This is a genomic window from Streptomyces sp. PKA51, assembly GCF_057552455.1.
The window spans coordinates 84,081-110,940 of sequence record NZ_BAAJPZ010000015.1 but is presented as its reverse complement, the minus strand read 5'-3'; the positions used below and the strand labels follow the sequence as shown (position 1 = coordinate 110,940).

Annotated in this window: 20 protein-coding genes; 16 read left to right on the top strand and 4 right to left on the bottom strand. The window is 74.3% G+C overall.

Features of this window, described 5'->3' with window-relative positions; genetic code table 11:
• Window positions 1-8 precede the first annotated feature (8 nt).
• The 3 genes from AC27L3_RS21835 to AC27L3_RS21825 all read left to right on the top strand — a co-directional run bounded on the left by AC27L3_RS21835 (window position 9) and on the right by AC27L3_RS21825 (window position 4,828).
• Window positions 9-1,928, top strand: coding sequence for an IucA/IucC family protein (locus AC27L3_RS21835; RefSeq protein WP_487235740.1), 1,920 nt, complete (start codon window positions 9-11; stop codon window positions 1,926-1,928).
• Between the two features lie 7 nt (window positions 1,929-1,935).
• Window positions 1,936-2,769: a GNAT family N-acetyltransferase gene (locus tag AC27L3_RS21830; protein WP_487235739.1), complete on the top strand. Its 834-nt coding sequence runs from the start codon at window positions 1,936-1,938 to the stop codon at window positions 2,767-2,769.
• A 70-nt stretch (window positions 2,770-2,839) separates the two neighbouring features.
• Entirely contained in the window at window positions 2,840-4,828 is a 1,989-nt protein-coding gene (locus AC27L3_RS21825) for an ATP-dependent DNA helicase (RefSeq protein ID WP_487235738.1), read from the top strand.
• 118 nt (window positions 4,829-4,946) lie between these two features.
• On the opposite strand, the gene lexA is transcribed toward AC27L3_RS21825, so the two are convergent.
• Window positions 4,947-5,744: a transcriptional repressor LexA gene (lexA, locus tag AC27L3_RS21820; RefSeq protein WP_487235737.1), complete on the bottom strand. Its 798-nt coding sequence runs from the start codon at window positions 5,742-5,744 to the stop codon at window positions 4,947-4,949.
• Window positions 5,745-6,348: 604 nt separating this feature from the next.
• On the opposite strand from lexA, the gene nrdR reads away from it, so the two are divergent.
• The 3 genes from nrdR (at window position 6,349) to AC27L3_RS21805 (ending at window position 10,612) form a co-directional block, all read left to right on the top strand.
• The gene (nrdR, locus tag AC27L3_RS21815; RefSeq protein WP_487235736.1) at window positions 6,349-6,888 is read left to right on the top strand and encodes a transcriptional regulator NrdR; all 540 of its coding nucleotides are present in this window, start codon (window positions 6,349-6,351) and stop codon (window positions 6,886-6,888) included.
• A 117-nt stretch (window positions 6,889-7,005) separates the two neighbouring features.
• The gene (locus AC27L3_RS21810) at window positions 7,006-9,876 is read left to right on the top strand and encodes a vitamin B12-dependent ribonucleotide reductase (RefSeq protein ID WP_487235735.1); all 2,871 of its coding nucleotides are present in this window, start codon (window positions 7,006-7,008) and stop codon (window positions 9,874-9,876) included.
• A 130-nt stretch (window positions 9,877-10,006) separates the two neighbouring features.
• Window positions 10,007-10,612: a YdbC family protein gene (locus tag AC27L3_RS21805; protein WP_487235734.1), complete on the top strand. Its 606-nt coding sequence runs from the start codon at window positions 10,007-10,009 to the stop codon at window positions 10,610-10,612.
• Window positions 10,613-10,621: 9 nt separating this feature from the next.
• Here AC27L3_RS21805 and AC27L3_RS21800 read toward each other — a convergent pair whose 3' ends face one another.
• On the bottom strand, window positions 10,622-11,257 hold the full coding sequence (locus tag AC27L3_RS21800; protein WP_487235733.1) for a TetR/AcrR family transcriptional regulator: 636 nt from the start codon (window positions 11,255-11,257) through the stop codon (window positions 10,622-10,624).
• Window positions 11,258-11,341: 84 nt separating this feature from the next.
• On the opposite strand from AC27L3_RS21800, the gene AC27L3_RS21795 reads away from it, so the two are divergent.
• From AC27L3_RS21795 to AC27L3_RS21775, 5 genes are all read left to right on the top strand, one after another.
• Window positions 11,342-13,003, top strand: a complete 1,662-nt coding sequence (locus AC27L3_RS21795) for an ABC-F family ATP-binding cassette domain-containing protein (protein ID WP_487235732.1) — start codon at window positions 11,342-11,344, stop codon at window positions 13,001-13,003.
• A 9-nt stretch (window positions 13,004-13,012) separates the two neighbouring features.
• Window positions 13,013-13,672, top strand: a complete 660-nt coding sequence (locus tag AC27L3_RS21790) for a histidine phosphatase family protein (RefSeq protein WP_487235731.1) — start codon at window positions 13,013-13,015, stop codon at window positions 13,670-13,672.
• Between the two features lie 11 nt (window positions 13,673-13,683).
• Window positions 13,684-14,577, top strand: a complete 894-nt coding sequence (locus tag AC27L3_RS21785; protein ID WP_487235730.1) for an ADP-ribosylglycohydrolase family protein — start codon at window positions 13,684-13,686, stop codon at window positions 14,575-14,577.
• 66 nt (window positions 14,578-14,643) lie between these two features.
• Window positions 14,644-15,345 carry a ribonuclease HII gene (locus AC27L3_RS21780; RefSeq protein ID WP_487235729.1) on the top strand — a complete coding sequence of 234 codons (702 nt, stop codon included), beginning with the start codon at window positions 14,644-14,646 and terminating at the stop codon, window positions 15,343-15,345.
• A 61-nt stretch (window positions 15,346-15,406) separates the two neighbouring features.
• Window positions 15,407-15,997 carry a hypothetical protein gene (locus AC27L3_RS21775; RefSeq protein WP_487235728.1) on the top strand — a complete coding sequence of 197 codons (591 nt, stop codon included), beginning with the start codon at window positions 15,407-15,409 and terminating at the stop codon, window positions 15,995-15,997.
• Between the two features lie 61 nt (window positions 15,998-16,058).
• On the opposite strand, the gene AC27L3_RS21770 is transcribed toward AC27L3_RS21775, so the two are convergent.
• Both AC27L3_RS21770 and AC27L3_RS21765 read right to left on the bottom strand, forming a co-directional pair.
• Window positions 16,059-16,646 carry a hypothetical protein gene (locus tag AC27L3_RS21770; protein ID WP_487235727.1) on the bottom strand — a complete coding sequence of 196 codons (588 nt, stop codon included), beginning with the start codon at window positions 16,644-16,646 and terminating at the stop codon, window positions 16,059-16,061.
• A 212-nt stretch (window positions 16,647-16,858) separates the two neighbouring features.
• Entirely contained in the window at window positions 16,859-19,021 is a 2,163-nt protein-coding gene (locus tag AC27L3_RS21765) for a RecQ family ATP-dependent DNA helicase (RefSeq protein ID WP_487235726.1), read from the bottom strand.
• Window positions 19,022-19,180: 159 nt separating this feature from the next.
• Here AC27L3_RS21765 and AC27L3_RS21760 point away from each other — a divergent pair, with 159 nt between their 5' ends.
• The 5 genes from AC27L3_RS21760 to AC27L3_RS21740 all read left to right on the top strand — a co-directional run bounded on the left by AC27L3_RS21760 (window position 19,181) and on the right by AC27L3_RS21740 (window position 26,775).
• Entirely contained in the window at window positions 19,181-20,653 is a 1,473-nt protein-coding gene (locus AC27L3_RS21760) for a DUF4192 domain-containing protein (RefSeq protein WP_487235725.1), read from the top strand.
• A gap of 114 nt (window positions 20,654-20,767) precedes the next feature.
• Window positions 20,768-22,840 (top strand): glycogen debranching N-terminal domain-containing protein, encoded by a 2,073-nt coding sequence (locus AC27L3_RS21755; RefSeq protein WP_487235724.1) that lies wholly within the window; start codon window positions 20,768-20,770, stop codon window positions 22,838-22,840.
• Between the two features lie 90 nt (window positions 22,841-22,930).
• Complete coding sequence (locus tag AC27L3_RS21750; RefSeq protein WP_344433906.1) at window positions 22,931-23,689, top strand: NUDIX hydrolase; 759 nt, start codon at window positions 22,931-22,933, stop codon at window positions 23,687-23,689.
• A 163-nt stretch (window positions 23,690-23,852) separates the two neighbouring features.
• Window positions 23,853-25,661, top strand: a complete 1,809-nt coding sequence (locus tag AC27L3_RS21745; protein WP_487235723.1) for an ABC transporter ATP-binding protein — start codon at window positions 23,853-23,855, stop codon at window positions 25,659-25,661.
• Window positions 25,662-25,836: 175 nt separating this feature from the next.
• Window positions 25,837-26,775, top strand: coding sequence for a FadR/GntR family transcriptional regulator (locus AC27L3_RS21740; protein WP_487235722.1), 939 nt, complete (start codon window positions 25,837-25,839; stop codon window positions 26,773-26,775).
• Window positions 26,776-26,860 lie beyond the last annotated feature (85 nt).

Sequence of the window (26,860 nt, the reverse complement as noted above, 5' to 3'; positions counted from 1 at the left end):
TACCCCGCATGAACGCGTCCCTCCCCCTCGGTGCGTCCTCCGCCGGCCACGACGGCACCCCCGCACGGCAGCCCCGGCACGGCGCGCTCCCCGAGCCCCGGGCCGCCGGCGTCCTCGGCCCCGCCGAGCCGCTGGACCACCCCGACCCGCACACCGCCGCCGACGCCGCCACCGTGGAGAACCTCCTGCGCTGCTGGGTGCGCGAGCACGGCATCGAGCGGCCCGACGGCGACGTCCTCTACCTGCCCCTCGACGCCAGCGGCATCCCCTTGAGCGTGCCGGTGCGCTACTGGTCGCCCACCGGACACCACCGCTTCGGCCCCGCCACCCTCACCGGAGGGCCCGACGACGCCCCGCCCTTCGACGCCGTCACCCTCGCCGCCCTCCTCGGCCGCGAGGCCGCCCACCGCGCCGCCCCGGCCCACCACCGACCGGCCTGCGACGCCACCGACCTCGCCGCCCGCGTCGCCGACTCCGTGCGGCGCACCGCCGCCTTCCTCACCGACCGGCGCGCCCGGCCCGCCGACCCCGACGCGGGCGAGCTCTTCCTCTACGGCGAGCAGTCCCTCCTGTTCGGCCACCCCTTCCACCCCGCGCCCAAGAGCCGCGAGGGCCTGTCCGACGCCCAGGCCCCCGGCTGCTCGCCCGAACTGCGCGGGCGCCTGCAGCTGCACTGGCTGGCGGTCGACCGCTCGGTCGTGGCCTGCGACTCCGCCTGGACCGAGCGCGGCCGCCCCGTCGACGCCGACGCCCTCGCCGCCCGGCTGGCCGGCGCCGACCTCGAGCGCGCCCTGCCCCCCGGCACCGTCGCCCTGCCCGTGCACCCCTGGCAGGCCCACGACCTCGCCCACCGCCCCGAGGCGGCGCCCCTCTTCGAGGCCGGCCTGCTGCACGATCTCGGAGCCCACGGCGCCCTGTGGTACCCCACGTCCTCCGTGCGCACCCTCCACCGGCCCGGCGCCCCCGCCATGCTCAAACTCTCCCTCGGCCTGCGCATCACCAACTCCCGCCGCGAGAACCTCCGCAAGGAACTGCACCGCGGCGTCGAGATGCACCGCCTGCTGCGCGGCGGCCTGGCCGAACGCTGGCGCGCCGCCTGCCCCGGAGGGCTCGGCTTCGACATCGTCCGCGACCCCGCCTGGATCGCCGTGGACACTCCCGACGGCCCCCCGCTCACCGGCGCCGACGTCGTCATCCGGCACAACCCCTTCGGCCCCGGCGACGACGCCGTCTGCCTCGCCGGCCTCACCTCGCCGCGCCCCTGGCCGGGCCGGCCGGGGCCGGCCGGGGTGCCGGCGACGTCCTCCCGGCTCGCCGAGACCGTCGCCCGCCTCGCCTACCGCACCGGCCGGCCCGCCGGCGCGGTCGCCGCGGAGTGGCTGCTGCGCTACCTGGAATCCGTCGTGCGGCCCCTCCTGTGGCTCGACGGCGAGGCGGGCATCGCCCTGGAGGCCCACCAGCAGAACACCCTCGTGCTGCTGGACGCCGACGGCTGGCCGGTCGGCGGCCGCTACCGCGACAACCAGGGCTACTACTACCGCGAGTCCTACCGCGCCGCGCTCGAGCAACGCCTGCCCGGCATCGGCAAGGAGAGCGACACCTTCGTCCCCGACGAGGTCGCCGACAAGCGCTTCGCCTACTACCTCGGCATCAACAACGTCCTCGGGCTGATCGGCGCCTTCGGTTCCCAACGCCTCGCGGACGAAGAGGTCCTGATCGCCGCCCTGCGCCGCTTCCTCAAGGACGCCGCCACCGCACCCGCCACCCGCCGCTCCGCCCTGCCGCGCCACCTGCTGGAGTCCCCGACCCTGCACTGCAAGGCGAACATGCTCACCCGGCTGCAGGGCATGGACGAGCTCGTGGGCCCCGTCGCCACCCAGTCCGTGTACGTCACGATCGCCAACCCGCTGGCAGCGGGGGGAGGATGAGCCAGGTTTGGACGCGGAAGGGTACGACGGCACGACGGCACCCGACGGCGGGCAGGACGGCGGACGGTTCCCCGACGGGTGGACGGTGCCCGGGGGCGGCACGGACTGCGTGGACACCGTCGAACTGCGGCTGCCCGACGACCTGGAGGCGGCCCTGACCGCCGGACACCCGGAGATCTCCGCAGGGTTGCCGCAGGACGTCGGGTTTGCGCAGGACGCGGGGTTTCCGCAGGGAGCAAGGTTTCCCGACGATGCGGGGCTGCCTCCGGACGACCTGCTGGACGGCGTCCCCGGCTGGGGGCCCGTGCCCACCCCGGCCGGCACCTTCCAGCTCGTACCCGTACGGATGCCCCGCGACCTGCCGCTGATCACCCGCTGGATGAACGACCCGGCAGTCGCCGCGTTCTGGGAGCTCGACGGCCCGGACACCGTCACCGCCGCACACCTGCGCCCCCAGCTCGACGGCGACGGCCGCAGCATCCCCTGTCTCGGGACGCTCGGCGGCGTGCCCATGAGCTACTGGGAGATCTACCGCGCCGACCTGGACGCCCTCGCCCGCTCCTACCCGGCCCGGCCACACGACACCGGCCTCCACTTCCTCATCGGCCGCGTCGCCGACCGCGGCCGCGGCCTGGGCACGCTGCTCCTGCGCACGGTCGCCGACCTCGTCCTGGACCGCCGGCCCCTGTGCGGCCGCGTCGTCGGGGAGCCGGATCTGCGCAACACCCCCTCCACGGCGGCCTTCCTCGGCGCCGGCTTCCGGCTGACGGCCGAGGTCGAGCTGCCCGGGAAACGGGCCGCCCTGATGATCCGCGACCGTGCGTTGCGGACGGTCCTGTAACGGGGAGGCCGGGGCTTCGTACGGGATCACGGCCCGCGATGTCAGTGCGGCCCCGTAGGCTGGCCACGCTATGACTGCCACCGCGCCTTCCTCATCGACCACCCTGACCGACCTGCTGCACTCGGCCGTCTCCGCCGTCGGCGGCACCGAGCGGCCCGGCCAGGTCGCCATGGCCGAGGCCGTCGCGGCGGCCATCGACAACGGCTCCCACCTGCTGGTCCAGGCGGGCACCGGCACCGGCAAGTCGCTCGGCTACCTGGTGCCGGCGCTCGCCCACGGTGAGCGGGTCGTCGTCGCCACGGCGACGCTGGCGCTGCAGCGCCAGCTCGTCGAGCGGGACCTGCCGCGCACGGTCGACGCGCTGCATCCGCAGCTGCGCCGCCGCCCGGAGTTCGCGATGCTCAAGGGGCGCTCCAACTACCTGTGTCTGCACCGGCTCCACGAGGGCGTGCCGCAGGAAGAGGAGGAGGGGCTCTTCGACCCGTTCGAGGCGGCCGCGCCCACCAGCAAGCTGGGCAAGGATTTGCTGCGGCTGCGCGACTGGGCGGACGAGACGGAGACCGGTGACCGCGACGACCTGACGCCGGGCGTCTCCGACCGGGCCTGGGGGCAGGTGTCCGTCACCTCCCGTGAGTGCCTGGGCGCCTCGAAGTGCGCGTACGGCGCGGAGTGCTTCGCCGAGGCGGCCCGGGAGGGGGCCAAGCTCGCCGACGTCGTCGTCACCAACCACGCGCTGCTGGCCATCGACGCGATCGAGGGCGCGCCGGTGCTGCCGAGCCACGAGGTGCTGATCGTCGACGAGGCCCACGAGCTGGTCTCCCGCGTCACCGGCGTGGCCACGGGCGAGCTCACGCCCGGGCAGGTCAACCGCGCGGTGCGCCGCGCGGCCAAGCTCGTCGACGAGAAGGCCGCGGACGCCCTGCAGACGGCGTCCGAGAGCTTCGAGCGGCTGATGGAGCTGGCCCTGCCCGGCCGGCTGGAGGAGCTCCCGGAGGATCTCGCCCACTGCCTGATGGCCCTGCGCGACGCCTCCCGCACGGTGGTCACGGCCCTGGGCAACACGCGCGACAAGTCCGTGCAGGATGAGGACGCGGTGCGCAAGCAGGCCCTGGCCGCCGTCGAGAACGTCCACACGGTCGCCGAGCGCATTCTGCAGGGCTCGGAGTACGACGTCGTCTGGTACGAGCGGCACGACCGCTACGGTGCGTCGCTGCGCGTGGCGCCCCTGTCGGTGTCCGGGCTGCTGCGGGAGAAGCTCTTCACCGAGCGCTCGGTGGTGCTCACCTCGGCGACGCTCAAGCTCGGCGGCGACTTCAACGGGGTGGGTGCCTCGCTGGGGCTGGCCCCGGAGGGCGTCGAGGGGGAGGACTGCCCCGAGTGGAAGGGCGTCGACGTCGGCTCCCCCTTCGACTACCGCAAGCAGGGCATCCTCTACGTCGCCCGCCACCTGTCCCAGCCGGGACGGGAGGGCAACCGCACGGACATGCTGGACGAGCTGGCCGAGCTGGTGGAGGCCGCCGGCGGCCGGACGCTGGGCCTGTTCTCCTCCATGCGGGCGGCACAGGCCGCCGCGGAGGCGCTGCGCGGGCGGCTGGAGACGCCGATCCTGCTGCAGGGCGAGGACACGCTCGGCGAGCTGATCAAGAACTTCGCGGCCGACGCCCGGACCTGCCTGTTCGGCACGCTGTCCCTGTGGCAGGGCGTCGACGTGCCCGGGGCGAGCTGCCAGCTGGTCGTCATGGACCGGGTGCCCTTCCCGCGCCCGGACGACCCGCTGATGAGCGCCCGGCAGCGGGCCGTGGAGGACGCCGGGGGCAACGGCTTCATGGCCGTGGCCGCCACGCACGCGGCTCTGCTCATGGCCCAGGGCGCGGGGCGCCTGGTGCGGGCCTCCGGTGACCGGGGCGTGGTGGCGGTGCTCGACCCGCGGCTGGCGACGGCTCGCTACGGGTCGTTCCTGCGGTCGTCCATGCCCGACTTCTGGTACACCACCGACCGCAACCAGGTGCGTCGCTCGCTGGCGGCCATCGACGCCGCTGCCACGGCGGAGGGCCGCTGACGCCGGCAGCGGCAGCCCGGCGCGTACGCCTGCGTCGTCCGCAAACGGAGACGGGCCCCGGAACCACTGTGGTGGTTCCGGGGCCCGTCACGAGCCGGGGTGGTGTTCCACCCGGGTGTCACACCCTCCGCAGCACGGCCACGACCTTGCCCAGGATGGTGGCCTCGTCGCCGGGGATCGGCTGGTAGGCGGAGTTGTGCGGGATCAGCCAGACATGGCCGTCCTCCCGCTTGAAGCGCTTGACGGTCGCCTCGCCGTCGAGCATGGCGGCGACGATGTCGCCGTTCTCCGCGACGGGCTGGCGACGCACCGTCACCCAGTCGCCGTCGCAGATGGCCGCCTCGATCATGGAGTCGCCGACGACCTTGAGGACGAAGAGCTCACCGTCGCCGACGAGCTGGCGGGGGAGGGGGAAGACGTCCTCGACGGACTCCTCGGCCAGGATCGGGCCACCGGCGGCGATCCGGCCGACGAGGGGCACGTAGGAGGCCGCGGGCTTGCCGGTGGTGTCGGTGGGCTGGGTGCTGGGCTGATCGGAGCCGCGCACCTCGTAGGCGCGGGGCCGGTGCGGGTCCCGGCGGAGGAAGCCCTTGCGCTCGAGGGCCATCAGCTGGTGGGCGACGGAGGACGTGCTGGACAGCCCCACCGCCTGGCCGATCTCGCGCATGGATGGTGGGTAGCCGCGGCGCTGGACGGAGTCCCTGATGACCTCGATCACGCGCCGCTGCCGGTCGGTGAGCCCCGAGCTGTCCGCCCGGATGCCGGGGGGCCGTCCGGGGAGGGAGCGGGCGGGCTTCTGCCCCTCCGTGTTCATGGCTGTGTCGCTCATGGGGTGTGCCTGCGGATGTGCCTGGTCGATTCGGGTCTGGGAGCGGTCCTGGGCGGTGATGGTGGCGCTGTCTGCGGTGGTGGTCACGTCGGCCCCTCTCTGATGTTCTCCCTAGCTGGACAACGGTAGTTGCTTTCGAAAGGTTGCGCCAAACACACGTTCGAGTGAAATATCGAGGTTCGGCTGACTTGATCAAGGTTGAGGGTGTACGGACGGAGATCAATTCGCCCCATTGCGGTACTCTTCGTGCGTCCCGCTCCGAGTGGACCGCCGGGCCGGACGGCCCATCGGCGCGACCGGACGCAGGCCCCGCACGGCGCTTCGCACCGCCCTCGCGGGAGCCCGCACGGCGACCGCCCGGGCGCTCACCGTCGTGGTGCCAGTGTGTCATCCACGGGCTCCCGGGTGTGCCGTGGGGCGTTCCGCGCAGGGTCGTGTCCCGCTCCGGCGGCGCGACACGCGCTGGGCCTCCTTGACCGCTCGACACCAGATCTAGTGGTTTGATGGCGGCAGCTACCCACAAGTTGTGGTCGACGCCGGACCCGGTCACTCCGGGGAGGAAGTCATCGCCTATGCTGGTGGCTGCTCGGCGAGGGCCCCTTCCAGGGCCTGCCGGAGCCGATGTCGCGCACGCTTTTTCCGGGCGCGGCCGTTGTGAGGGTTTCCCGAGGGTGAAGGAAGGTGGAGAGCCATGCACTGCCCCTTCTGCAGGCACCCCGACAGCCGGGTCGTCGACAGCCGGACCACCGACGACGGCTGTTCGATCCGCAGACGCCGCCAGTGCCCCGACTGCTCCCGCCGGTTCACGACCGTGGAGACGGCGTCACTCATGGTGATCAAGCGGAGCGGGGTCACCGAGCCGTTCAGCCGCAACAAGGTCATCTCGGGCGTGCGCAAGGCGTGCCAGGGGCGTCCGGTCACCGAGGACGCCCTGGCCCAGCTCGGCCAGCGGGTGGAGGAGGCGGTGCGCGCCACCGGCAGCGCGGAGCTCTCCACGCACGACGTCGGCCTGGCCATACTCGGCCCCCTCAAGGACCTCGACCTCGTGGCGTATCTGAGGTTCGCCTCCGTCTACCAGGCGTTCGACTCGCTCGAGGACTTCGAGGCCGCCGTCGCGGAACTGCGCGAGGGCCTGTGCCGCGCCGAGGCCGAGGGCGCGGCCGACGTGGACCCGGCCGGCAGCGCCGGGGAGGGTGCCGCCGTGCCGGCGCCCGCTGCTGCCGCCGACTGAGCTGGCGGCGACGACCAGACCTGCTCGGCGCGCGCTGCGCGGCCGGGTGAACAGACACACTTCGCGTCCGGAAGAAATGGGCGCATGAGGGCGTTTTGCCCGTAACAGGGAGGCGGCATGACCGAGACGACGAGCGGCTCCGCGCGAGGTTCCCGCTCCAAGGGAAACAAGGGCGCCAAGGGGCTGCGCATCGAGCGCATCCACACGACCCCCGGTGTACACCCGTACGACGAGGTGGTCTGGGAGCGTCGTGACGTCGTCATGACCAACTGGCGCGACGGCTCGATCAACTTCGAGCAGCGCGGCGTGGAGTTCCCCGACTTCTGGTCGGTGAACGCGGTCAACATCGTCACCAGCAAGTACTTCCGCGGTGCCGTCGGCTCCCCCGAGCGCGAGTCCAGCCTCCGCCAGCTGATCGACCGCGTCGTCAAGACGTACCGCAAGGCCGGTGAGGAGCACGGCTACTTCGCCTCCCCGGCGGACGCGGAGATCTTCGAGCACGAGCTGACCCACGCCCTGCTGCACCAGGTCTTCAGCTTCAACTCCCCGGTCTGGTTCAACGTCGGCACCAAGCAGCCGCAGCAGGTCTCCGCCTGCTTCATCCTCTCCGTCGACGACTCCATGGAGTCGATCCTCGACTGGTACAAGGAAGAGGGGATGATCTTCAAGGGCGGCTCCGGCGCCGGCCTGAACCTCTCCCGCATCCGCTCCTCCAAGGAGCTGCTGTCCTCCGGCGGCAACGCCTCCGGCCCGGTCTCCTTCATGCGCGGCGCCGACGCCTCCGCCGGCACGATCAAGTCGGGCGGCGCCACCCGCCGTGCCGCCAAGATGGTCGTGCTCGACGTCGACCACCCGGACGTCGAGGCCTTCATCGACACCAAGGTGAAGGAGGAGGAGAAGATCCGCGCCCTGCGGGACGCGGGCTTCGACATGGACCTGGGCGGCGACGACATCACCTCCGTCCAGTACCAGAACGCCAACAACTCCGTCCGCGTCAACGACGAGTTCATGAAGGCCGTCGAGACCGGCTCGAAGTTCGGCCTGCGCGCCCGCCTGACGGGCGAGGTCATCGAGGAGATCGACGCCAAGGCGCTCTTCCGCAAGATGGCCGAGGCCGCCTGGCAGTGCGCCGACCCGGGCATCCAGTACGACGACACGATCAACCGCTGGCACACCTCGCCGGAGTCGGGCCGGATCACCGCGTCCAACCCGTGCAGCGAGTACATGCACCTGGACAACTCCTCGTGCAACCTCGCCTCGCTGAACCTGATGAAGTTCCTGCGCGACGACGACCAGGGCAACCAGTCCTTCGACGCCGAGCGCTTCGCCAAGGTCGTCGAGCTCGTCATCACGGCGATGGACATCTCCATCTGCTTCGCCGACTTCCCGACCGAGAAGATCGGCGAGACCACCCGCGCCTTCCGCCAGCTGGGCATCGGCTACGCCAACCTCGGCGCCCTGCTGATGGCCACCGGCCACGCCTACGACAGCGACGGCGGCCGTGCCCTCGCCGGTGCCATCACCTCGCTGATGACCGGCACGTCCTACCGCCGCTCCGCCGAGCTGGCCGCCGTCGTCGGCCCCTACGACGGCTACGCCCGCAACGCCGACGCCCACAAGCGCGTCATGAAGCAGCACGCCGACGCCAACGCCGCCGCGCGGCGCATGGACGACCTGGACACCCCGGTGTGGGCCGCGGCCACCGAGGCCTGGCAGGACGTCCTGCGCCTCGGCGAGAAGGACGGTTTCCGCAACGCCCAGGCCTCCGTGCTGGCCCCCACCGGCACCATCGGCCTGATGATGGACTGCGACACCACGGGCGTCGAGCCGGACCTGGCCCTGGTCAAGTTCAAGAAGCTCGTCGGCGGCGGCTCCATGCAGATCGTGAACAACACGGTCCCCAAGGCGCTCAAGCGGCTCGGCTACCAGGCCGAGCAGGTCGAGGCGATCGTCGCCCACATCGCCGAGCACGGCAACGTGATCGACGCCCCGGGCCTCAAGCGCGAGCACTACGAGGTCTTCGACTGCGCCATGGGCGAGCGCGCGATCTCCGCCATGGGCCACGTGCGCATGATGGCCGCCGCGCAGCCGTTCCTCTCCGGCGCCATCTCCAAGACCGTGAACCTGCCCGAGTCGGCCACGGTCGAGGAGGTCGAGGAGGTCTACTTCGAGGGCTGGAAGCTGGGCCTGAAGGCGCTCGCGATCTACCGCGACAACTGCAAGGTCGGCCAGCCGCTCTCCGCGAAGAAGAAGGAGGAGGCCAAGGTCGAGAAGGCCGCTCCCGCCGCCGCGGAGAAGGTCGTCGAGTACCGCCCGGTCCGCAAGCGCCTGCCCAAGGGCCGCCCGGGGATCACCACCTCCTTCACGGTGGGCGGTGCCGAGGGCTACATGACCGCCAACTCCTACCCGGACGACGGCCTGGGCGAGGTCTTCCTGAAGATGTCCAAGCAGGGCTCGACCCTCGCGGGCATGATGGACGCCTTCTCGATCGCCGTCTCCGTCGGCCTGCAGTACGGCGTTCCGCTGGAGACCTACGTCTCGAAGTTCACCAACATGCGCTTCGAGCCGGCCGGCATGACGGACGACCCGGACGTGCGGATGGCGCAGTCGATCGTCGACTACATCTTCCGCCGCCTCGCGCTGGACTTCCTGCCCTTCGAGACCCGCTCGGCCCTCGGCATCCACTCCGCCGAGGAGCGCCAGCGCCACCTGGAGACCGGCTCCTACGAGCCGATCGACGAGGAGGTCGACGTCGAGGGTCTGGCCCAGTCCGCCCCGCGCCACGTCGAGCCCGCCAAGCCCGAGGTCCCGGCCCAGCCGGTCGTGGCCCCGGCGCCCAAGCAGGCGCACAACTCCACCGAACTGGCGGAGATGCGCCTCGGCCTGAACGCGGACGCCCCGCTGTGCTTCTCGTGCGGCACCAAGATGCGCCGCGCGGGCAGCTGCTACCTGTGCGAGGGCTGTGGCTCGACCAGCGGTTGCAGCTGAGCACCGCGCATAACTGAGTGAACGATGGGGAGTCGGCTGCTGCCGGCTCCCCATCGGCGTACCCGCCCTCTCCCGGGTGGACTGCCGGCGTACGTGACCCACGCCACTGACGGAGCCGTAGGATGGGTCGGTGCTGGTCAAGTGGATTCGCTGCACGGTGGTCGACCGACGGGGTTTCGAGCGCGGGCAGCGGAAGTGGGCGGGGCTGCTCGGTGAGCCGGGTTTCCGGGGGCAGGGCGGCGGGTGGAGCCGGGCGCGCCCCGGTGTCGTCCACCTCTTCGCCTTCTGGGAGAGCCGGGCGTTCTACGACTCCTTCATGGCGCGCTCCCACGACCGGCTCGCCGCGGCCCAGGCCGGCACGTACAAGGACGTCCAGGTCCGGCTGTTCGAGCACCGCTTCGACGTGAAGGTCGGATTCCGGCCGCAGTTCACCGACGCCGACGTGGTGCGCTTCGCCCACTGCCGGGTGCACGAGGAGCGGGTCGAGCACTTCGTGCTCATGCAGGAGAAGGTGTGGAACCCGGCGATGGCCGGGTCGCCCGGCATGCTGCGCGGCGTCTTCGGCGAGGCGCCCGGCCCGGAGTTCCTGGTGCTGTCGATGTGGAACTCCGAGGCCGAGCACGGCAAGTACCGCCAGGACCGGGTCGAGCGGCTCGGGTTGCGGGCGCAGACCGAGGCCGACGTCGCCGCGATCACCGGCGACGTCGTGCAGATGGAACAGGCCTGGACGGTCTGACGCGCGGCCTCAGGCGGGCTCCGGGCCCGCAGTGGTGTACGCGCCCGCCCGTACGGCGGCGAGCGCGGCGTCGGCCGCCTGGGCGGCGGCAGCGGCGTCGACCGGCTCCCGGGTGACGAACAACCGGAAGTACAGCGGCGCGGAGACGGCCCGCGCGACGGCCACGGCGTCCGTCCCGGTGGGGGCCTCGCCCCGCTCGACGGCGCGGGCGACCAGTGCCCCGCAGCGCGCGAAGCGCTCGGTGTAGAAGCCCCGCAGCGCGTCCGCCGCCCGCTCGGACTGGAACGCGGCCGCGATGAACGCGGTCGGCGCGGCGGCGGCCGCCGGATCCGCGAACGCGTCGACGATCTCCTGGGCCAAGGCGCGCAGATCGCCCTGCAGGGAGCCGGTGTCGGGTGGCGTCCAGCTGTCCTCGCCCGCCAGGTCCAGGGCGTCGGCGACGAGCCCTTCGACGCCGCCCCACCGCCGGTAGAGCGTCGTCTTGTGCACGCCGGAGCGCTCGGCGACGTACTCCACGGTCAGCCCCGGGTAGCCGTGTTCGACCAGGCCGGTCAGGACCGCGTCGCGGACGGCGGCCCGGGTGCGCGCGGTCCGTCCGCCGGGGCGCCGGGTGCCGGGGGTCGGAGGAGGAGGCTGCGAAGACAATTGCAACTCCGGTTGCGTTAGACGGCGAGGGTCTGTCATGCTGAGCGTAACGCAACTTGCGTTGCATTTGCTCTGGAGGTGCGCATGCCCAGCCAGCTCTCCCTGCACGACGTGTCGCTCTCGCGCGGCGACCGCCTCCTCCTCGACGGCGTCTGCCTGGCGGTGCGGCCGGGTGAACGGATCGGCGTCGTCGGCGAGAACGGAGCCGGCAAGTCCACCCTGCTCGCCGTCCTGGCCGGAAACGAGCGCCCCGCCACCGGCACCGTCGTGGCCCACGCCGACGGCGGTATCGGGTATCTCCCCCAGAACCCCGGGCCGCCGCCCGGCGGCACCACCGTCGCCCACGCCGTCGACGCCGCCCTCGCCGACGTGCGGGCCATGGAACGGCGGCTGCGCGCGCTCGAGGAGAACCTCGGCGCCGCCGGCCCCGAGACCCTCGCCGAGTACGGCGACCTGCTCACCGCCTTCGAGGCCCGCGGCGGCTACGACGCCGACGCCCGCGTCGACAAGGCCCTGCACGCCCTGGGCCTCGGACGCATCGGGCGGGACCGCGCCTGGGAGAGCCTCTCCGGCGGCGAACGGGCCCGGCTCGGCCTGGCCTGCCTCATTGCCGCCGCACCCGAGGTCATGCTCCTGGACGAGCCCACCAACCATCTCGACGGCCCCGCCCTCGACTGGCTCGAAGAGACGCTGCAAGCCCACACCGGCACTGTCGTGGCCGTCTCCCACGACCGCGTCTTCCTCGAACGCGTCGCCACCGCCGTCATCGAAGTGGACGCCGACCGCCGCACCCTGACCCGCTACGGCAACGGCTACGCCGGCTACGTCGAGGAGCGCGTCGCGACCCGTCGGCGCCGGCAGGAGGCGTACGCACAGTGGTGCGCGCAGACGGCGGCCCTGGAGGAGGCCACCGCGACGACGGCCCGGACGGTCGCCGCCGGGCGGCCCATGAAGGACGGCAACAAGATGGCCTACGACCGCGCCGGCGGGCGCGTCCAGGCATCCGTCGCCGGCCGGGTCCGCAACGCCCGCGAGCGCCTGCGCCGGCTCCAGGAGGACCCGGTGCCACGCCCGGCCGACCCCCTGCGCTTCACCGCCCGCCCCCTCGGCGGCACGACCGACGGCGCCCTCGTCACCTTCGACGGCGTTCGCGTCGCAGACCGCCTGACCGTCGACGCCCTGCAGGTCACGGCGGGCGAGCGGCTGCTGGTCCACGGCCGCAACGGTGCGGGCAAATCGACCCTGCTGCGGCTCATGGCCGGCCTCACCACACCGGATGCCGGCACCGTCACCAGGCGGGGCGACGCCGGCTACCTGCCCCAGGACGTCGCCGTCCGGCGGCCCGCCGAGCGCCTGCTGGACGCCTTCCGCCGCGACCTGCCCGGCAGCGACGAGGAGCAGTGCGCACTGCTGCTCTCCTACGGCCTCTTCCGCGAGCGCGACCTGCACGTTCCCGTCGGCGCCCTGTCCGCCGGCCAGCTGCGCCGGCTCGCCCTCGCCCGCCTCCTCGCCCGGCCCGCCGACCTGCTGCTGCTCGACGAGCCCGCCAACCACCTCGCACTCGGCCTCGTGGAGGAGCTGGAGGAGGCCCTGGAGCAGTGGCCCGGAGCCGTGGTCGTCGTCTCCCACGACCGCGCACTGCGGCGGCGCTTCACCGGGCGCGCCCTGGAGATACGCGACGGCCGGGCCGTGGCCGGCAGCGGCGTCCGCGGGACCGGTGAGGCACGCGTCCTGCAGCCGATCTAGGGTGGCGGCATGGCACGGCCCCGGCGCATCGTCCTCCTCCGGCACGGCGAGTCGGAGGGCAACGTCGACGACTCGGTCTACGAGCGCGAGCCCGACCACGCCCTGAGCCTGACGGCCCGCGGGCGCGGGCAGGCCGAGCAGGCGGGGGAGCGGCTGCGGGCGCTCTTCGGCGACGAGCGCGTCTCCGTCTACGTCTCGCCCTACCGCCGCGCCCACGAGACCCTGCACGCCCTGCGGCTCGACCCGACCCGCATACGGGTGCGCGAGGAGCCCCGGCTGCGCGAGCAGGACTGGGGGAACTGGCAGGACCGCGACGACGTGCGCCGCCAGAAGGCCCGCCGGGACGCCTACGGCCACTTCTTCTACCGCTTCGCCCAAGGCGAGTCCGGCGCCGACGTCTACGACCGGGTGGGGGCCTTCCTGGAGAGCCTGTGGCGCAGCTTCGAGGACCCCGGCCACCCGCCCAACGTCCTGCTCGTCACGCACGGGCTGACCATGCGGCTGTTCTGCATGCGCTGGCTGCACTGGACCGTCGCGGAGTTCGAGTGCCTGTCCAACCCGGGCAACGGGGAGTCCCGGATGCTCGTGCTGGGCGCCGACGGCCGCTACCACCTCGACCGGCCGTTCGAGCGCTGGTGTACACCCGAGTCGTACGGCTTCACCGGTTAGAGTTCGCAGCGATGACAGCTGACCGATTCCACCGTGCCCTGGCGAGCCTGCGGGGGCTGGCCGTGGGTGACGCCCTCGGCTCCCAGTTCTTCGTCCCCGCCAACTACCCCCACCTCCAGCGCCGTGAGCTGCCGCCCGCGCCCTGGCAGTGGACGGACGACACCGAGATGGCCTGCTCGGTGGTGGCCGTCCTGGCCGCGCACGGCCGCATCGACCAGGACGCCCTGGCCCGCTCGCTCGCCGAGCGCCACGACTTCGACCGCGGCTACGGCCCGGCGATCAACCGCATGCTGCGCCTGATCAGGGAGGGCGGCGACTGGCGCGAACTGGCCGCCGCCCAGTTCAAGGGCCAGGGCTCCTGGGGCAACGGGGCCGCCACCCGCATCGCCCCGCTGGGCGCCTGGTACGCGCACGACCCGGAGCAGGCCACCCACCAGGCCGAGATCTCCGCCTACACCACCCACCAGCACCGGGAGGCGGTGATGGGCGCCATGGCCGTCGCCGCCGCGGCGGCCATCGCCGGCTCGCCCGCCGGGGGCGTCACCCCCGAGTCGCTGCTGGACGGCGTGATCGCCCTGGTGCCGCGCAGCGCCGTCCAGGCCGGTCTGCGCCGTGCCCGCGACATGCTCGACTACGCGGACGTCACCACCGTCGCCGCCGTCCTGGGCTGCGGCCGGCGCACCAGCGCCCACGACACCGTGCCGTTCGCCCTGTGGGCCGCGGCCCGCCATCTCGGCTCCTTCGAGGAGGCGTTCTGGACCACCGCACGGGCCGGCGGGGACGTGGACACCACCTCCGCCATCGCCGCGGGCGTGGTCGCGGCGGCGGAACGAGGTGCTCCGCCGGCGGCCTGGCTGGAGTCCGCCGAGGCCCTTCCGGACTGGCTTCCGGACGCCCCGCGCTGAGCGGAGCCCGCGCGGCGGGGGCGGGGCGGGACAGCCGGGCCGAAGGGGCGTAATCTTACTGGCGCCATGCCCTACCAACCGCCTACCCACAGCGTCGAGCGCTCCCTGCGGGCGACGACCGGAGCAAAGATCGTCGCCGGTGTGGACGAGGTCGGCCGGGGAGCCTGGGCCGGTCCCGTCACCGTGTGCGCGGCCGTCACCGGACTGCGCCGCCCGCCCGTGGGACTCACCGACTCCAAGCTCCTCACCCTCAAGCGGCGCACCGAGCTCGCCGAGGAGCTGGAGAGCTGGGTGACCGCCTACGCCCTCGGCCACTCCTCCCCGCAGGAGATCGACGAGATGGGCATGACGGCGGCCCTGCGGCTGGCCGCGACCCGGGCCCTGGAGGGGCTGCCGGTGCGGCCGGACGCGGTGATCCTCGACGGCAAGCACGACTACCTCGGCGAGCCGTGGCGGGTCCGTACGGTCATCAAGGGCGACCAGTCGTGCGTCGCCGTCTCGGCGGCGTCGGTGATCGCCAAGGTGCGGCGCGATGCGCTGATGGCCGAACTCGGCGCCGTCCACGCCGACTTCGCCTTCGGCGACAATGCCGGCTACCCGTCGCCGGTCCACCGGGCCGCGCTGCAGGAGCTGGGCCCCACCCCGCACCACAGGCTGTCCTGGGCCTACCTGGATGCGCTGCCCAAGTGGCAGCATCTGAAGCGTCCCCGCATCAGCCCCGAGGACATGGCTCTGGAGGCCGGTGGCCAGCTCGGCTTCGACTTCTGAACGACCCACAGCACCCCACCCGCCGACGCGACTCGCACCGGCGTTTGATAAACATCGACTTATGCCTCTCATCCCCGAGGAGCCTCAGATTCACGAGAGTGTCCCGGGTCCCCGCGCAGTGCCGGCCGCCGGCCGCACCGCGCCGACCCCTCGTCCCGTACCCGGTCCCCGCCCGGCGCCCCTGCGCCCCGGCACCCCCAGCCCGCACCGCGGCTCGGTCCCGCCCCAGCGCACCGCGCGCGGGGCGGCGGCGGACGCCCCGGCCGCACCGCAGATCCAGCTGATCCCCGCGGCCGCCGACGGTGCCCTGGATGCCGCCGACGAAGCCGTCGACCTGCTGCTCGACAGCGGCCGCGCGCCCGGCGACGTCCTCGTCCTGACCACGGGCGACCCGCACCCCTGGGCCGCACACGAGCTGTCCTTCGGCGAAGCCTCCTACTGGGCGCAGCAGGACGCCGGCGACGACGTCTTCTACGCCGCCGCGGACTCCGCCCGCGCCAAGGGTCGGCCCGTGGTCGTCATCGCCGTCAACGGCGGCTCCGACGCCACCGTCACCGCGGCGCTGCCGGCCGCCATGACGCGGGCCGGTGCGCTGCTGGTGGTCTGCGGCGACCCGCAACGCGTCAACGCCCTGGTGTCGAGCACATCCTGACGTGTGATCACGGTGGCCGGCCCCTTCGCCGAAGGGGCCCCTCGGCCGCTGTGCCGCCCCGTCAGCGGGCGGCCGTACGGCGGTGTGCCTCCGGTGCGCCGCCACCGGAGCCGAACCACTCCGCACGGCAGGGCACCGCGCGGGGCCGGCGCCCGCCGCGGCCCTCGCCGACGACGCGCCAGCCGGCCGGGGTGAGGACGATGTACGCCCCGCACCGCAGCCCGTGCAGGATGCAGGCGTCGCGCAGCGCCCACATCCACGCCCCGTCCTCCGGGGTCCAACGGGTGCCGCCCTCCCGGCAGTAGAGCAGCACCGCCGTCCGGACGGGGGCGCGTCTGCGCAGGTCGTGCGGGATCACCCGGCGCAGCACCGACAGCAGCTCGTTGCGCAGCTCCCAGCCGTCCACGGGCCCTGCCCTGCCCGGGCGGCCGCTGAAGGAGGCGCTCGCCGCGATCCGTTCGTCGGGGTGGAAGACCGCGATGACGGCGGTGGAGGGCGTCGGCAGATGGCGGGCGTGCAGATCCTCGACGACACTGCGGGGACCGCGCAGCGCGGGGACGCCGCAGGCGGCCCACTGCGCGGGTTCGAGCAGCCTGCCCAGACGCGAAGCGGAGCCGGCGGACGCCTGGGGAGCCAAGCCGAAGGCCATGATTCTCCCTTCGTCTGCCCACCCGGGCCCCCGGGCGGGAGCCTGGCATGGCGCACCGCGCGCCACGGCACAGCAGGGCCGTGGACACACGGGAGCGGGAACCGGTGCCCCAATTCTCGCGGGCCACCGCCCGTGCAGCAACGATCAATTGAGGCCACTGACCGGCATGCGCGACTCCGTGGTGGGCGCGGGCACCACGGTCGCGCCCCTTCTCACCCCTGCACGGCGAGCACCAGGGGGAACACCTCCGTGGCGCCGGCCCGGCGCAGCATCCGCGCGGCGACGGCCAGGGTCCAGCCGGTGTCCGTCATGTCGTCGACCAGCAGGACCGGCCCCGGGCGTGCGGCGAGCTCCTGCGCGAGCGAGGGCGGCACGGTCAGGGCGCCGTCCAGCGCCTTGAGCCGCTGGGCGCTGTTGCTGCGGGGCGCCCGTGCCCCGGCCTCCTCGTCGCGGTACGCGATGCTGCCCAGGAGCGGCATCCGGCCGATGGCCGCGATGCGCTCGCCGAGCGAGCGGACGAGCAGCGGGCGGGTGCGCGAGGCGATGGTCACCACGCCCACGGGGCGCTGCGGGGCGTCCGGCGCGCCGGACGCCCAACCACCCGCTCCCCGTGCCCAGTCGGCCAGCACCGTGACCACCGCGTCCGTCACATCGTCCGGAACGGCGGCGTCCGGTGCCTGCGGAGCGAGCAGGGGACGCAGCCGGTTGCCCCAGCCGATGTCGGAGAGCCGCCCGATCGCCCGCCCCACGGCGGCCTGCTCGCCCTGCGGGATGCGGCCCTTGAGATCCACCCCGACCGCCGGCATGCCCGTGGGCCACATCCTGCGGGGCTCCACCTCCACCCCGGGCCGGCCCAGCTCGCCGCGTGCGGTGTCCAGAGCGCCGTCCGAGACTCCGGCGGTGTGGCGGGGGCCCGCGCAGTTGTCGCAGCGCCCGCAGGGCGCGGCCTGCTCGTCGTCCAGCTGGCGGCGCAGGAACTCCATCCGGCACTGCGTGGTCGACGCGTATTCGCGCATGGCCTGCTGCTCGGCCTCGCGCTGCCGCGCCACCCAGGCGTAGCGCTCGGCGTCGTACGTCCACGGCTCGCCGGTGGCCGTCCATCCGCCGCGCACCCGCCGCACGGCACCGTCCACGTCGAGCACCTTGAGCATGGTCTCCAGCCGCGAGCGCCGCAGGTCGACCAGGGGCTCCAGGGCGGGCAGCGACAACGGGCGGTCGGAGGCGGCCAGCACGTCCAGCGTCCGGCGCACCTGCTCCTCGGAGGGGAAGGCCAGCGAGGCGAAGTACTTCCAGATCGCCTCGTCCTCGCGGCCCGGCAGCAGCAGCACCTCGGCGTGCTCGACGCCGCGCCCCGCACGGCCGACCTGCTGGTAGTAGGCGATGGGGGAGGAGGGCGAGCCGAGGTGGACGACGAAGCCGAGGTCGGGCTTGTCGAAGCCCATGCCCAGCGCCGAGGTGGCCACCAGGGCCTTGACGCGGTTGGCGATCAGGTCGTCCTCGGCCTGCTGCCGGTCGGCGTTCTCGGTCTTGCCGGTGTAGGAGGCGACGGTGTGCCCGCAGCGGCGCAAGTAGGCGGCGACCTCCTCGGCGGCGGCCACGGTGAGGGTGTAGATGATCCCCGAGCCCGGCAGGTCGCCGAGGTGGTCGGCGAGCCAGGCCAGCCGGTGGGCCGCGTCGGGCAGGGTGAGGACGCTCAGGCTCAGGCTCTCGCGGTCCAGCGGCCCGCGCAGCACCAGGGCCTCACCACCCTCCCCCGTCCCGAGCTGCTCGGCGACGTCGGCGGTGACGCGGGCGTTGGCGGTGGCGGTCGTGGCGAGCACGGGCACACCGGGCGGCAGGTCGGCCAGCATGGTGCGCAGCCGGCGGTAGTCCGGGCGGAAGTCGTGCCCCCAGTCCGAGATGCAGTGCGCCTCGTCGACCACCAGCAGCCCGGTCGCGGCGGCGAGCTTGGGCAGCACCTGGTCGCGGAAGTCGGGATTGTTGAGGCGCTCGGGCGAGACGAGGAGCACGTCCACCTTCCCGTGCGCGACCTCCTCCTGCACGGTCTCCCACTCCTCGGTGTTCGAGGAATTGATCGTGCGCGCGTGGATGCCCGCCCGCGCGGCCGCCTCCACCTGGTTGCGCATCAGCGCCAGCAGCGGGGAGATGATCACCGTCGGGCCGCTGCCGCGCTCGCGCAGCAGGGCGGTGGCCACGAAATACACGGCCGACTTGCCCCAGCCCGTGCGCTGCACCACCAGCGCACGGCGGCGGTCGGCGACGAGGGCCTCGATGGCGCGCCACTGGTCCTCGCGCAGCCGCGCGGTGCCTGTGGTGTCGCCGACGAGACGGGCGAGGACGGTGTCCGCCGAGACGCGGAGGGCTTCGTTGGTCATGCCCCCATGCAACACGAGGGGACCGACAACGCGCGAACCCGGCCGCGGAGCCTGTGGAAAACGGGGGTGAGGCTCTGATCCACAGGACTAGTACGACAATATCCCGGAGTTATCCACAGGCCTGGCGGGCCTCGGTGGCGCCGCGGGAGTCTCGGGGCCATGAGCCACCACAACGAACCGGCCCGTCCGTCCACCCCCGCCACGACCACGCCGCGCGACGCGTCGCAGACCCAGGTCACCCTGCGCACCCCGGGCGAACTCGCCGACGCCCTGCCCTACTTGCTCGGCTTCCACCCGACCGACAGCATCGTCCTGCTCGCCCTGCACGGAGAGCGCGGCCGCTTCGGCGGCCGCCTCCGGCTCGGCATTCCGCAGGACCCGGCCGAGTGGGAGGCAATCAGCGAACAGCTCGCGGAGACGCTCATCGACGGCTGCGAGCGCCGGGGCAACCGGCCCGACGGCATCGTCCTCTTCCTCTGCCAGGACCCCACCGGGGGCGACGGCGGCCGGGGCGTCATGGAGCGCCTGCGCCCCCTCGCCCAGAGCCTGCGCCTGGCCTGCGGGGAGCTGGACGTGCCCGTGTACGAGGCGCTGTGCGTCTCCGACGGGCGGTACTGGTCCTACTGCTGTCCCGACGAACGCTGCTGCCCGGCCGAGGGCACCGTCCTCGACCCGCCCGGCACCTCGGTGATGGCCGCTGCCGCCGCCTACGCCGGCATCCAGGTCCGCGGCACCCTGCGCGAGATGGAGGCCCGCTACGCCCCCGTCGACGGCGAACGGGCCGTGGAGCAGGAGACGGCACTCGACGCCGCCGCCGCGGACCTCGTCCCCCGCCTGCTCAGCGGCACCCCCGGCCGAACCGTGCGCGAGGAGACGCTCGACCTGCTGCGCCTGCTGATCGGGCGGTTCCACGACGCCCCGCCCCCGCCGGTGCGCGCAGACGCCGATGCCGAGGACGACGCCCTGCTGGGCTCCGACGAGGCCGCGGCCGTCATCCTCGGCCTGCAGGACCGCACCACCCGCGACCACGCCGCCGAATGGATGGAGGGACCCCGGGCCCCGGCCGTGCTGCGCGTCTGGCGCGCCCTCGCCCGCCGCTGCGTGCCGCCGTACACCGAACACGCGGCCGCGCCCCTGGCCCTGGCGGGCTGGGTCGCCTGGTCGAGCGGCGACCACCCCGAGGCGCGCGTCGCGCTGACCAGGGCGCTGAGCGCCGACCCGGACTACCTCTTCGCCCAGCTCCTGCACCGGGCCTGCAACGACGGCCTGGACCCGGAGCTGCTGCGCCGCTGCCTGCGCCGCGAACGCGCCGACCGCGCCCTGCAGGCCGCCGTGCACGCCGAGGCCGGGCGCGCCGCGGCGGCGGATGCCGCTGCCTCGACGCCCACCTCGACGGCCGCCTCGACCGCTGCCTCGGCCGTCACCGCCACCGTGGAGGAGGCGATGGCCGGGGTGACGGAGGCCGGGGCGACGGAGGAGAGGGACCCGAGGGCGGAAGTCGCGGGTCCGGGGGAGAGCGCGGGACGGCCGGGGCGAAGCGGCCGTGGTGGCCCCGCGGGGCCCAAGGCCCCCGCGGGAAGGGCACGCACGCGCCGCCGTGGCGGGCACAAGGGCGTCCGGGGGCGGCAGTGACACAGGCCACTTCACTCTCCCGTGACCTCGCCGGGGCCGGTGCCGTTCACCTGAGTGGCCCGCAATCGTCGTCGGCCGGCCACGGCCGGGACGTCCCCAGGGAGCGCAGAGACAGTGCAAGGCATCGCCCCCCACGGTCCTTCGACCCGCCGCCCGCCGGAGCAGGTGCGCCGACCGCCCGAGCAGCGCCGCACCGGCCCCTCCCGGCCCCCGGCGCCGCACTCGGTGCACGAGGCGCTGATCTGCGTCGCGCTGCCCGCGCTCGCGATCTCGGCGGGCCACGGCCAGCTCACCGGCCAGGGGCTCGAAGGCTTCTACCGGTCCGGTCGCCGGTTGCTGGCGACGTGCCGGCTGCGGGTCGACGGAGTCGATCCCGTGCCCGTCCAGGGCCGGATGCTCGGCGCCGACCGGGCCCGGTTCGTCGGCACCGTGCGCACCCCGGCGGAGACCGGACCGGACCCGGACGTCACCGTCGAGCGGCTGCGGGACGCCGAGGGCAAGGAGCGCATCGTGCTGCGCAGCGCGGCGTCCCGTGAGCTGAGACTGACGGTCGAGGTGGCGCTCGGCACGGACCTCGCCGGCCTGGGCGCCATCGCTGCCGGGCGCCCCGGTCCCGAGCTCCCGGCCGCCGTGCACGCCTCCGGGCTGCGCTGGGCGGCACCCGGCACCCACGCGGTGGTCACCGCGGAGCCGCCGCCGGACGACGTCCTGGCCTCCGCCGGGCTGCTCTGCTGGGAGATACGGCTGCCTGCGGGGGGCACGCACGGCATCGAGCTCACGATCAGGGCCGAGCAGCCCGGCGGCATCGGCGGCAGCCGGGCGGCCGAGCCCGTCGCCCCGAGCCGTGGCGGGGCGGCACCGCCGTGGGGGGAGGCCGCGGCCGAGGGCGATGACCCGCGGGCCGTGGCTCTGCTCGCCGCCGCCCTCGACGACCTGCGGGCCCTGCTCGTGCGCGACCCGGAGCACCCGTCGGACGTGCACCTGGCCGCCGGCGTTCCCTGGCGCTGCGACCGGACGTCCCCCGCCGAGGCGCTGTGGGCGGCCCGTATGGCGCTGCCGCTCGGCGTCCGGCTCGCCGGCGGGACGCTGCGCACGCTGGCCCGTGCCCAGCTGACGGGCCCCGGCCCGGGCGCCGGCCGGCTGCCCGGTGCCCTGCGGCACTCCGGGGCGCATCTGCCGCCGGGGTGCACGGGGGTGGAGGCGACGCTGCTGTTCCCGGCGGTGCTGGCCGAGGCATGGCGGTGGGGGCTGCCCGCGCCGGAGGTCGCCGGGCTGGTGCCGGTCGCCGAGCGGTGCCTGCAGTGGCTCATGGAGGCCACGAAGGACACCGGCTACCTCCCGGACCCCGCGCCGGGCGGGCCGTACCGCTGCGAGGGCCAGGCCCATGCCCACCGGGCGGCCGTGCTCGGCGCGGGGCTGCTGCGGGCTCACGGCCGGCCCGGGGCCGACGCCCTTCTCACGTGGGCGGCCGGGCTGCGACGGCGCTTCCGGGAGGAGTTCTGGGCGGAGGACCTCGGCGGTGGCCGGCCCGTCGCGGCGCGCTGGCCCGACGGCCGCCGGGTCGTGCACCTGGGCTCGGCCGCGGCACATCTGCTGGACACCGGACTGCAAGGAGAGGGGGAGTACGCCCCGGGGCTGCTGGACAAGGTGCAGACCGAGCAGCTCGCCCGGCTGCTGGGCGGCCCGGCCCTCGACTGCGGCTGGGGCCTGCGCAGCCTCGGCGCCAAGGAGGCGGGGTACAACCCGTTCGGGCACCGCAACGGGGCCGTCCGCGTCCACGAGACGGCGGTCGCCGTCGCCGGTCTGATGGCGGCGGGCTACGAGCGGGAGGCCGCCGGGCTGCTCAAGGGCGTGCTGGACGCCGCCGGGACCTTCGGCCACCGGCTCCCGGAAATGTACGCGGGGGAGCAGCGCACCGCCGGCAGCGCACCGCTGCCGCACCCGGCGGCCTGCCGGCCCGCGGCCGTCGCGGCGGCCGGCGCCGTCCGGCTGCTGACCGCGCTCGCCGGGGTGCGCCCGGACGTGCCCGCGGGCACCGTGACGGTCCGTCCGCCGCGCTCCGCGCCCCTGGGGGAGCTGAGGTTCACCGGGCTGCGCGTGGCGGAGCAGCCGTTCGCGGTGCGCGTCAGCAGGCTCGGCCTCGGCATGGTCGAGGAGGCCGCCGCCGGACTGCAGCTGGGGGTGTGAGCGTCGGTGCCCACTGCAGCGGCGGGCCGGGTGGCGGCCGGGAGCGCCGAAGAGCCTGATTATCGTCAGGCAGACGACTATGATCACGACATGCCCTACGACCCGTCGGCCTTCCCGCCCTTTGCCGTCACCGTCGACCTGGTCGTGCTCACCGTGCGGCGGCATGCGCTGTGCGCGCTGGCCGTCCGCCGCGGCGAGCCTCCGTTCCAGGGCCGGTGGGCGCTGCCGGGCGGGTTCGTCCGCGGCGACGAGGACCTGTCCACCGCGGCCGCGCGCGAGCTGGCCGAGGAGACCGGCCTGCAGGCGGCCGACGCGGCCGGGCCCGGCGGGCCCAACGCGGCCCACTTGGAGCAGCTGGCCACCTACGGCGACCCCAAGCGCGACCCCCGCATGCGCGTGGTCAGCGTGGCCCACCTCGCGCTGGCCCCGGACCTGCCGGCGCCCCGGCCCGGCGGCGACGCCCGCAGCGTGCGCTGGGCACCCGTCGACGAGCTGCTCGACCAGGACGGCTACGGCCGTGAGGACGAGCAGGCCGCCCCGCTCGCCTTCGACCACGCCCGCATCCTCGCGGACGGCGTCGAGCGCGCCCGCTCCAAGATCGAGTACTCCTCCCTCGCCACCGCCTTCTGCCCGCCGGAGTTCACCGTCGGCGAGCTGCGCCGGGTCTACGAGGCGGTGTGGGGCGTGGCGCTGGACCCGCGCAACTTCCACCGCAAGGTGACCGGCACGCCCGGCTTCCTGGTGCCCACCGGCGGGACGACGACCCGCCAGGGCGGCCGGCCCGCCCAGCTGTTCCGGGCCGGCGGGGCGACCCTGCTCAACCCGCCCATGCTGCGCCCCGAGGCCTGAGCGCCCGGTCCGCCCCGCGTGGCCCGAAGGCCGCCGTCCGGAGACCGGCGCGTGATCGAAAATGACACGCCCTGATCGATGATGGCCGCATTGCGTAGCAAATAAGACATACCGGGTTACGGTGCTGCGGTACGGTCCCTCCCGCCGTCCCGCGAGTGAGCCCATGATCCAGGCCATCGGACTGACCAGCGCCCCCCACCGCAACCGGCCCCCCGCCGTCGACGACCTGACCTTCGAGGCCCGCCCCGGCCGCGTCACCGCGCTGCTCGGCGAGCCCGGAGCGGGAAAGACCGCCGCCCTGCGTCTGATGCTGCGCCTGGACCCCGGTCGCGGCGTCACCCTCTTCCGCGGCCGCACCCTCGACCGGATTCCCCGCCCCACCCGCGAGATCGGCGTCCTCCTCGGCGACGTCCCCGGCCACCCCGCCCGCACCGCCCGCAGCCACCTGCGCATGCTGTGCGCCGCCGCCGGCGTCCCCGCCGAGCGGGCGGACGACGTGCTGGAGGTCGTGGGCCTCAGCGGCCTCGCCGACCAGCGCCTGGGCGACTTCTCGCTCGGCATGGACCGCCGCCTGGGCCTGGCCTCCGCACTGCTCGGCGATCCGCACACCCTTGTCCTGGACGAACCCGCACGCGGCCTGTCCCCCCGCGAGACCGCCTGGCTCCACGGGCTGCTGCGCGGCTACGCCGCCCAGGGCGGTGCCGTTCTCGTCACGTCGGGCGATGCCGTCGAGGCCGCCCGCATCGCCGACCAGGTGGTCACCATCGACCGGGGCCGCCTCGTGGCCGACCAGGAGGCGGCGGCCTTCGCCGGCACGCGCCTGCGGCCGCGCGTCGTCGTCCAGTCGCCCCTCGCCGGCCGGCTCGCGCACGTCCTGACCGCCGGGACCGGCACGGCAGACCGGCGCCCCGGCACCGAGACCGTCGAAGTGATCCGCGAGGGCGGCACGCGTATCGCGGTCTACGGCAGCAGCTGCGCGGAGGTCGGCGAGACGGCGTACCGCAACGGCATCCTCGTGCACCGTCTGGCGGAGGAGAGCGGGGACACCGGCCCCGTCGCCCCGCTGGACCGCGCCGACGGCCGCCCCTCGCAGGATGAGGAAACTCCCGCGCCGGCGGAAGCCCAAGAAGGCGGCGAGACCCCGAAGAGCTCGAACGTGCCGTCGTCCGGGGGCGTACGGCGCCGCCTGACCGCCCCCGGGCCGGCGTGGCCGCTGCTGTACGAGCTGCGCCGCGTCGCCGGTGTGCAGACCGGGTGGGTGGTGGGGGCGGTGGCGCTCGCCGTGTCCATGGCCGCCTCCCTCCTGCTGGCCCGCACCGGCGCCGCCACCGTGCCGCGGCTGCTCACCGGCTGGCCGCAGTGGCTGCCGCTGCCGCCCGCGGCGTGCGCCGCCGGGCTGCTGGGCGCCAACGCCTTCGGCCAGGAGTTCCGCTACCCGGCGCTCGCCCCCGACCAGGGCACGGTGCCCCGGCGGCTCGGGCTGCTCGGCGCCAAGCTCCTGGTGACCTCGGCGGCCGCGCTGGCCCTGGCCCTGTGCGTACCGGTGCTCGACCTGGCCGTCGTGCATCTGGCCCTCGGGGAGTTCCCGCACCCGGCCACGCTCCTGACGCACGGCTGGGGCGCCGCGCTGGCCGGCTGGATCGCCCTGGTCGTCGGGTGCGGCTGGGCGGGGCTGCTGGCCGCGGGGCTCTTCCGCTCCACCGCGCTCGGCCTCGTCTCCGTCCTCGCGGTGCCGGCCGTGGTCGTTCCCCTCCTTGGGGCGCTGGCGCGCCGGCCCGCGGCGCGTTCGCTGATGGGGCTGCCCGAACGTCTGCGCGACGCCGCCGACGCGCGGTGGCCGCACGAGCTGGACCAGGGTGTCTCGACCGCGCTGCGCCTGATGTCCCAGCCCGTGGGGTGGGCGCTGGCCCTGTCGCTGTCGGGCCTGCTCGCGGCCTATGTGCTCACCGTGTTCCGTGGCCGGCCGCGGTGAGGGCTGTGCTATTGCGCCGGTCCGGAAGGGAGCGAACGCAGAGTGACAATAGGCCGAGGGGTGCTGCGGGAACGCTCACGCCTCCCTTACCTTCCGTAGTCGCCCCCCTCGGGGCGGTGCCCGGTTCTGTCCGTTTGGGCGTCAATTGCGAGGTAATGGGCGATCACCCTTTCGTGTGCTTTTCACCAAAGACCTCAAGGGGCCTGGAGGTGTCGCCGACAAAGGAAGCGTGAGTACCCTTGCGCACACCATGATGACCGCGGCTCGCCCCGCAGACTCCGGCCTCGCCGGCCCGGGCGAGCTTGACCGCTACTCCTACGCGGAGGCCCCCGGGACCGACCGCGGCGCCTCGTCCGCCTGGGACGGCGACGCGGAGCTCGGCCGTGCCGGCCGCCGCGCCGCCGGAAGCCGCGGCCGAGGCCTGCACGGCCAGCTCGTCCAGCAGCTCGGCCAGATGATCGTCTCCGGCGACCTGGGGGCCGACCGCCCGCTGGTCCCCGAGGAGATCGGCCAGCGCTTCGAGGTCTCCCGCACCGTCGTCCGCGAATCCCTGCGCGTGCTCGAGGCCAAGGGCCTGGTCAGCGCCCGCCCCAACGTGGGCACCCGGGTCCGTCCCGTCAGCGACTGGAACCTGCTCGACCCCGACATCATCGAATGGCGCGCCTTCGGGCCCCAGCGCGACGACCAGCGCCGGGAGCTGTGCGAGCTGCGCTGGACGATCGAGCCGCTGGCCGCCCGCCTGGCCGCCGGCCACGGCCGCGAGGACGTCCAGCAGCGCCTCGCCGACATGGCCGAGATCATGGGGCACGCACTGGCCCAGGGCGACTCCCTCACCTTCACGCGCGCCGACGCCGAGTTCCACTCCCTGCTGCTGCAGGTCGCCGGCAACCGGATGCTCGAGCACCTCTCGGGCATCGTCACCGCCGCCCTGCACGTCTCCGGTGTCTCCGGCGGGGGGTGCGACCGCCCGACCGAGGCCGGCGTGGGGCAGCACCTGCGGATCGTCGACGCGGTGGCCACCGGCGACGCCGCGGCGGCCGAGGCGGCGATGCGCCAGCTGCTGGTGGCGCACCCGGAGGTCGAGCGCGTGGTCCCCGCGCCGCGCGAACACTGACCGCGGATCGCAACCGTACGGACTGAAGCGGTGCGTGCGGGACCGCTCGTCCGGCGCGCGCGTACGGCCGTACGCGCGAGCAGGA

Bases quoted from the DNA above. Each gene is read 5' to 3' on its own strand.
- AC27L3_RS21835 (WP_487235740.1), top strand. From the start codon at position 9: ATGAACGCGTCCCTCCCCCTCGGTGCGTCCTCCGCCGGCCACGACGGC.
- AC27L3_RS21825 (WP_487235738.1), top strand. From the start codon at position 2,840: ATGACTGCCACCGCGCCTTCCTCATCGACCACCCTGACCGACCTGCTG.
- nrdR (WP_487235736.1), top strand. From the start codon at position 6,349: ATGCACTGCCCCTTCTGCAGGCACCCCGACAGCCGGGTCGTCGACAGC.
- AC27L3_RS21810 (WP_487235735.1), top strand. From the start codon at position 7,006: ATGACCGAGACGACGAGCGGCTCCGCGCGAGGTTCCCGCTCCAAGGGA.
- AC27L3_RS21795 (WP_487235732.1), top strand. From the start codon at position 11,342: ATGCCCAGCCAGCTCTCCCTGCACGACGTGTCGCTCTCGCGCGGCGAC.
- AC27L3_RS21790 (WP_487235731.1), top strand. From the start codon at position 13,013: ATGGCACGGCCCCGGCGCATCGTCCTCCTCCGGCACGGCGAGTCGGAG.
- AC27L3_RS21785 (WP_487235730.1), top strand. From the start codon at position 13,684: ATGACAGCTGACCGATTCCACCGTGCCCTGGCGAGCCTGCGGGGGCTG.
- AC27L3_RS21780 (WP_487235729.1), top strand. From the start codon at position 14,644: ATGCCCTACCAACCGCCTACCCACAGCGTCGAGCGCTCCCTGCGGGCG.
- AC27L3_RS21775 (WP_487235728.1), top strand. From the start codon at position 15,407: ATGCCTCTCATCCCCGAGGAGCCTCAGATTCACGAGAGTGTCCCGGGT.
- AC27L3_RS21770 (WP_487235727.1), bottom strand. From the start codon at position 16,646: ATGGCCTTCGGCTTGGCTCCCCAGGCGTCCGCCGGCTCCGCTTCGCGT.
- AC27L3_RS21765 (WP_487235726.1), bottom strand. From the start codon at position 19,021: ATGACCAACGAAGCCCTCCGCGTCTCGGCGGACACCGTCCTCGCCCGT.
- AC27L3_RS21760 (WP_487235725.1), top strand. From the start codon at position 19,181: ATGAGCCACCACAACGAACCGGCCCGTCCGTCCACCCCCGCCACGACC.
- AC27L3_RS21750 (WP_344433906.1), top strand. From the start codon at position 22,931: ATGCCCTACGACCCGTCGGCCTTCCCGCCCTTTGCCGTCACCGTCGAC.
- AC27L3_RS21745 (WP_487235723.1), top strand. From the start codon at position 23,853: ATGATCCAGGCCATCGGACTGACCAGCGCCCCCCACCGCAACCGGCCC.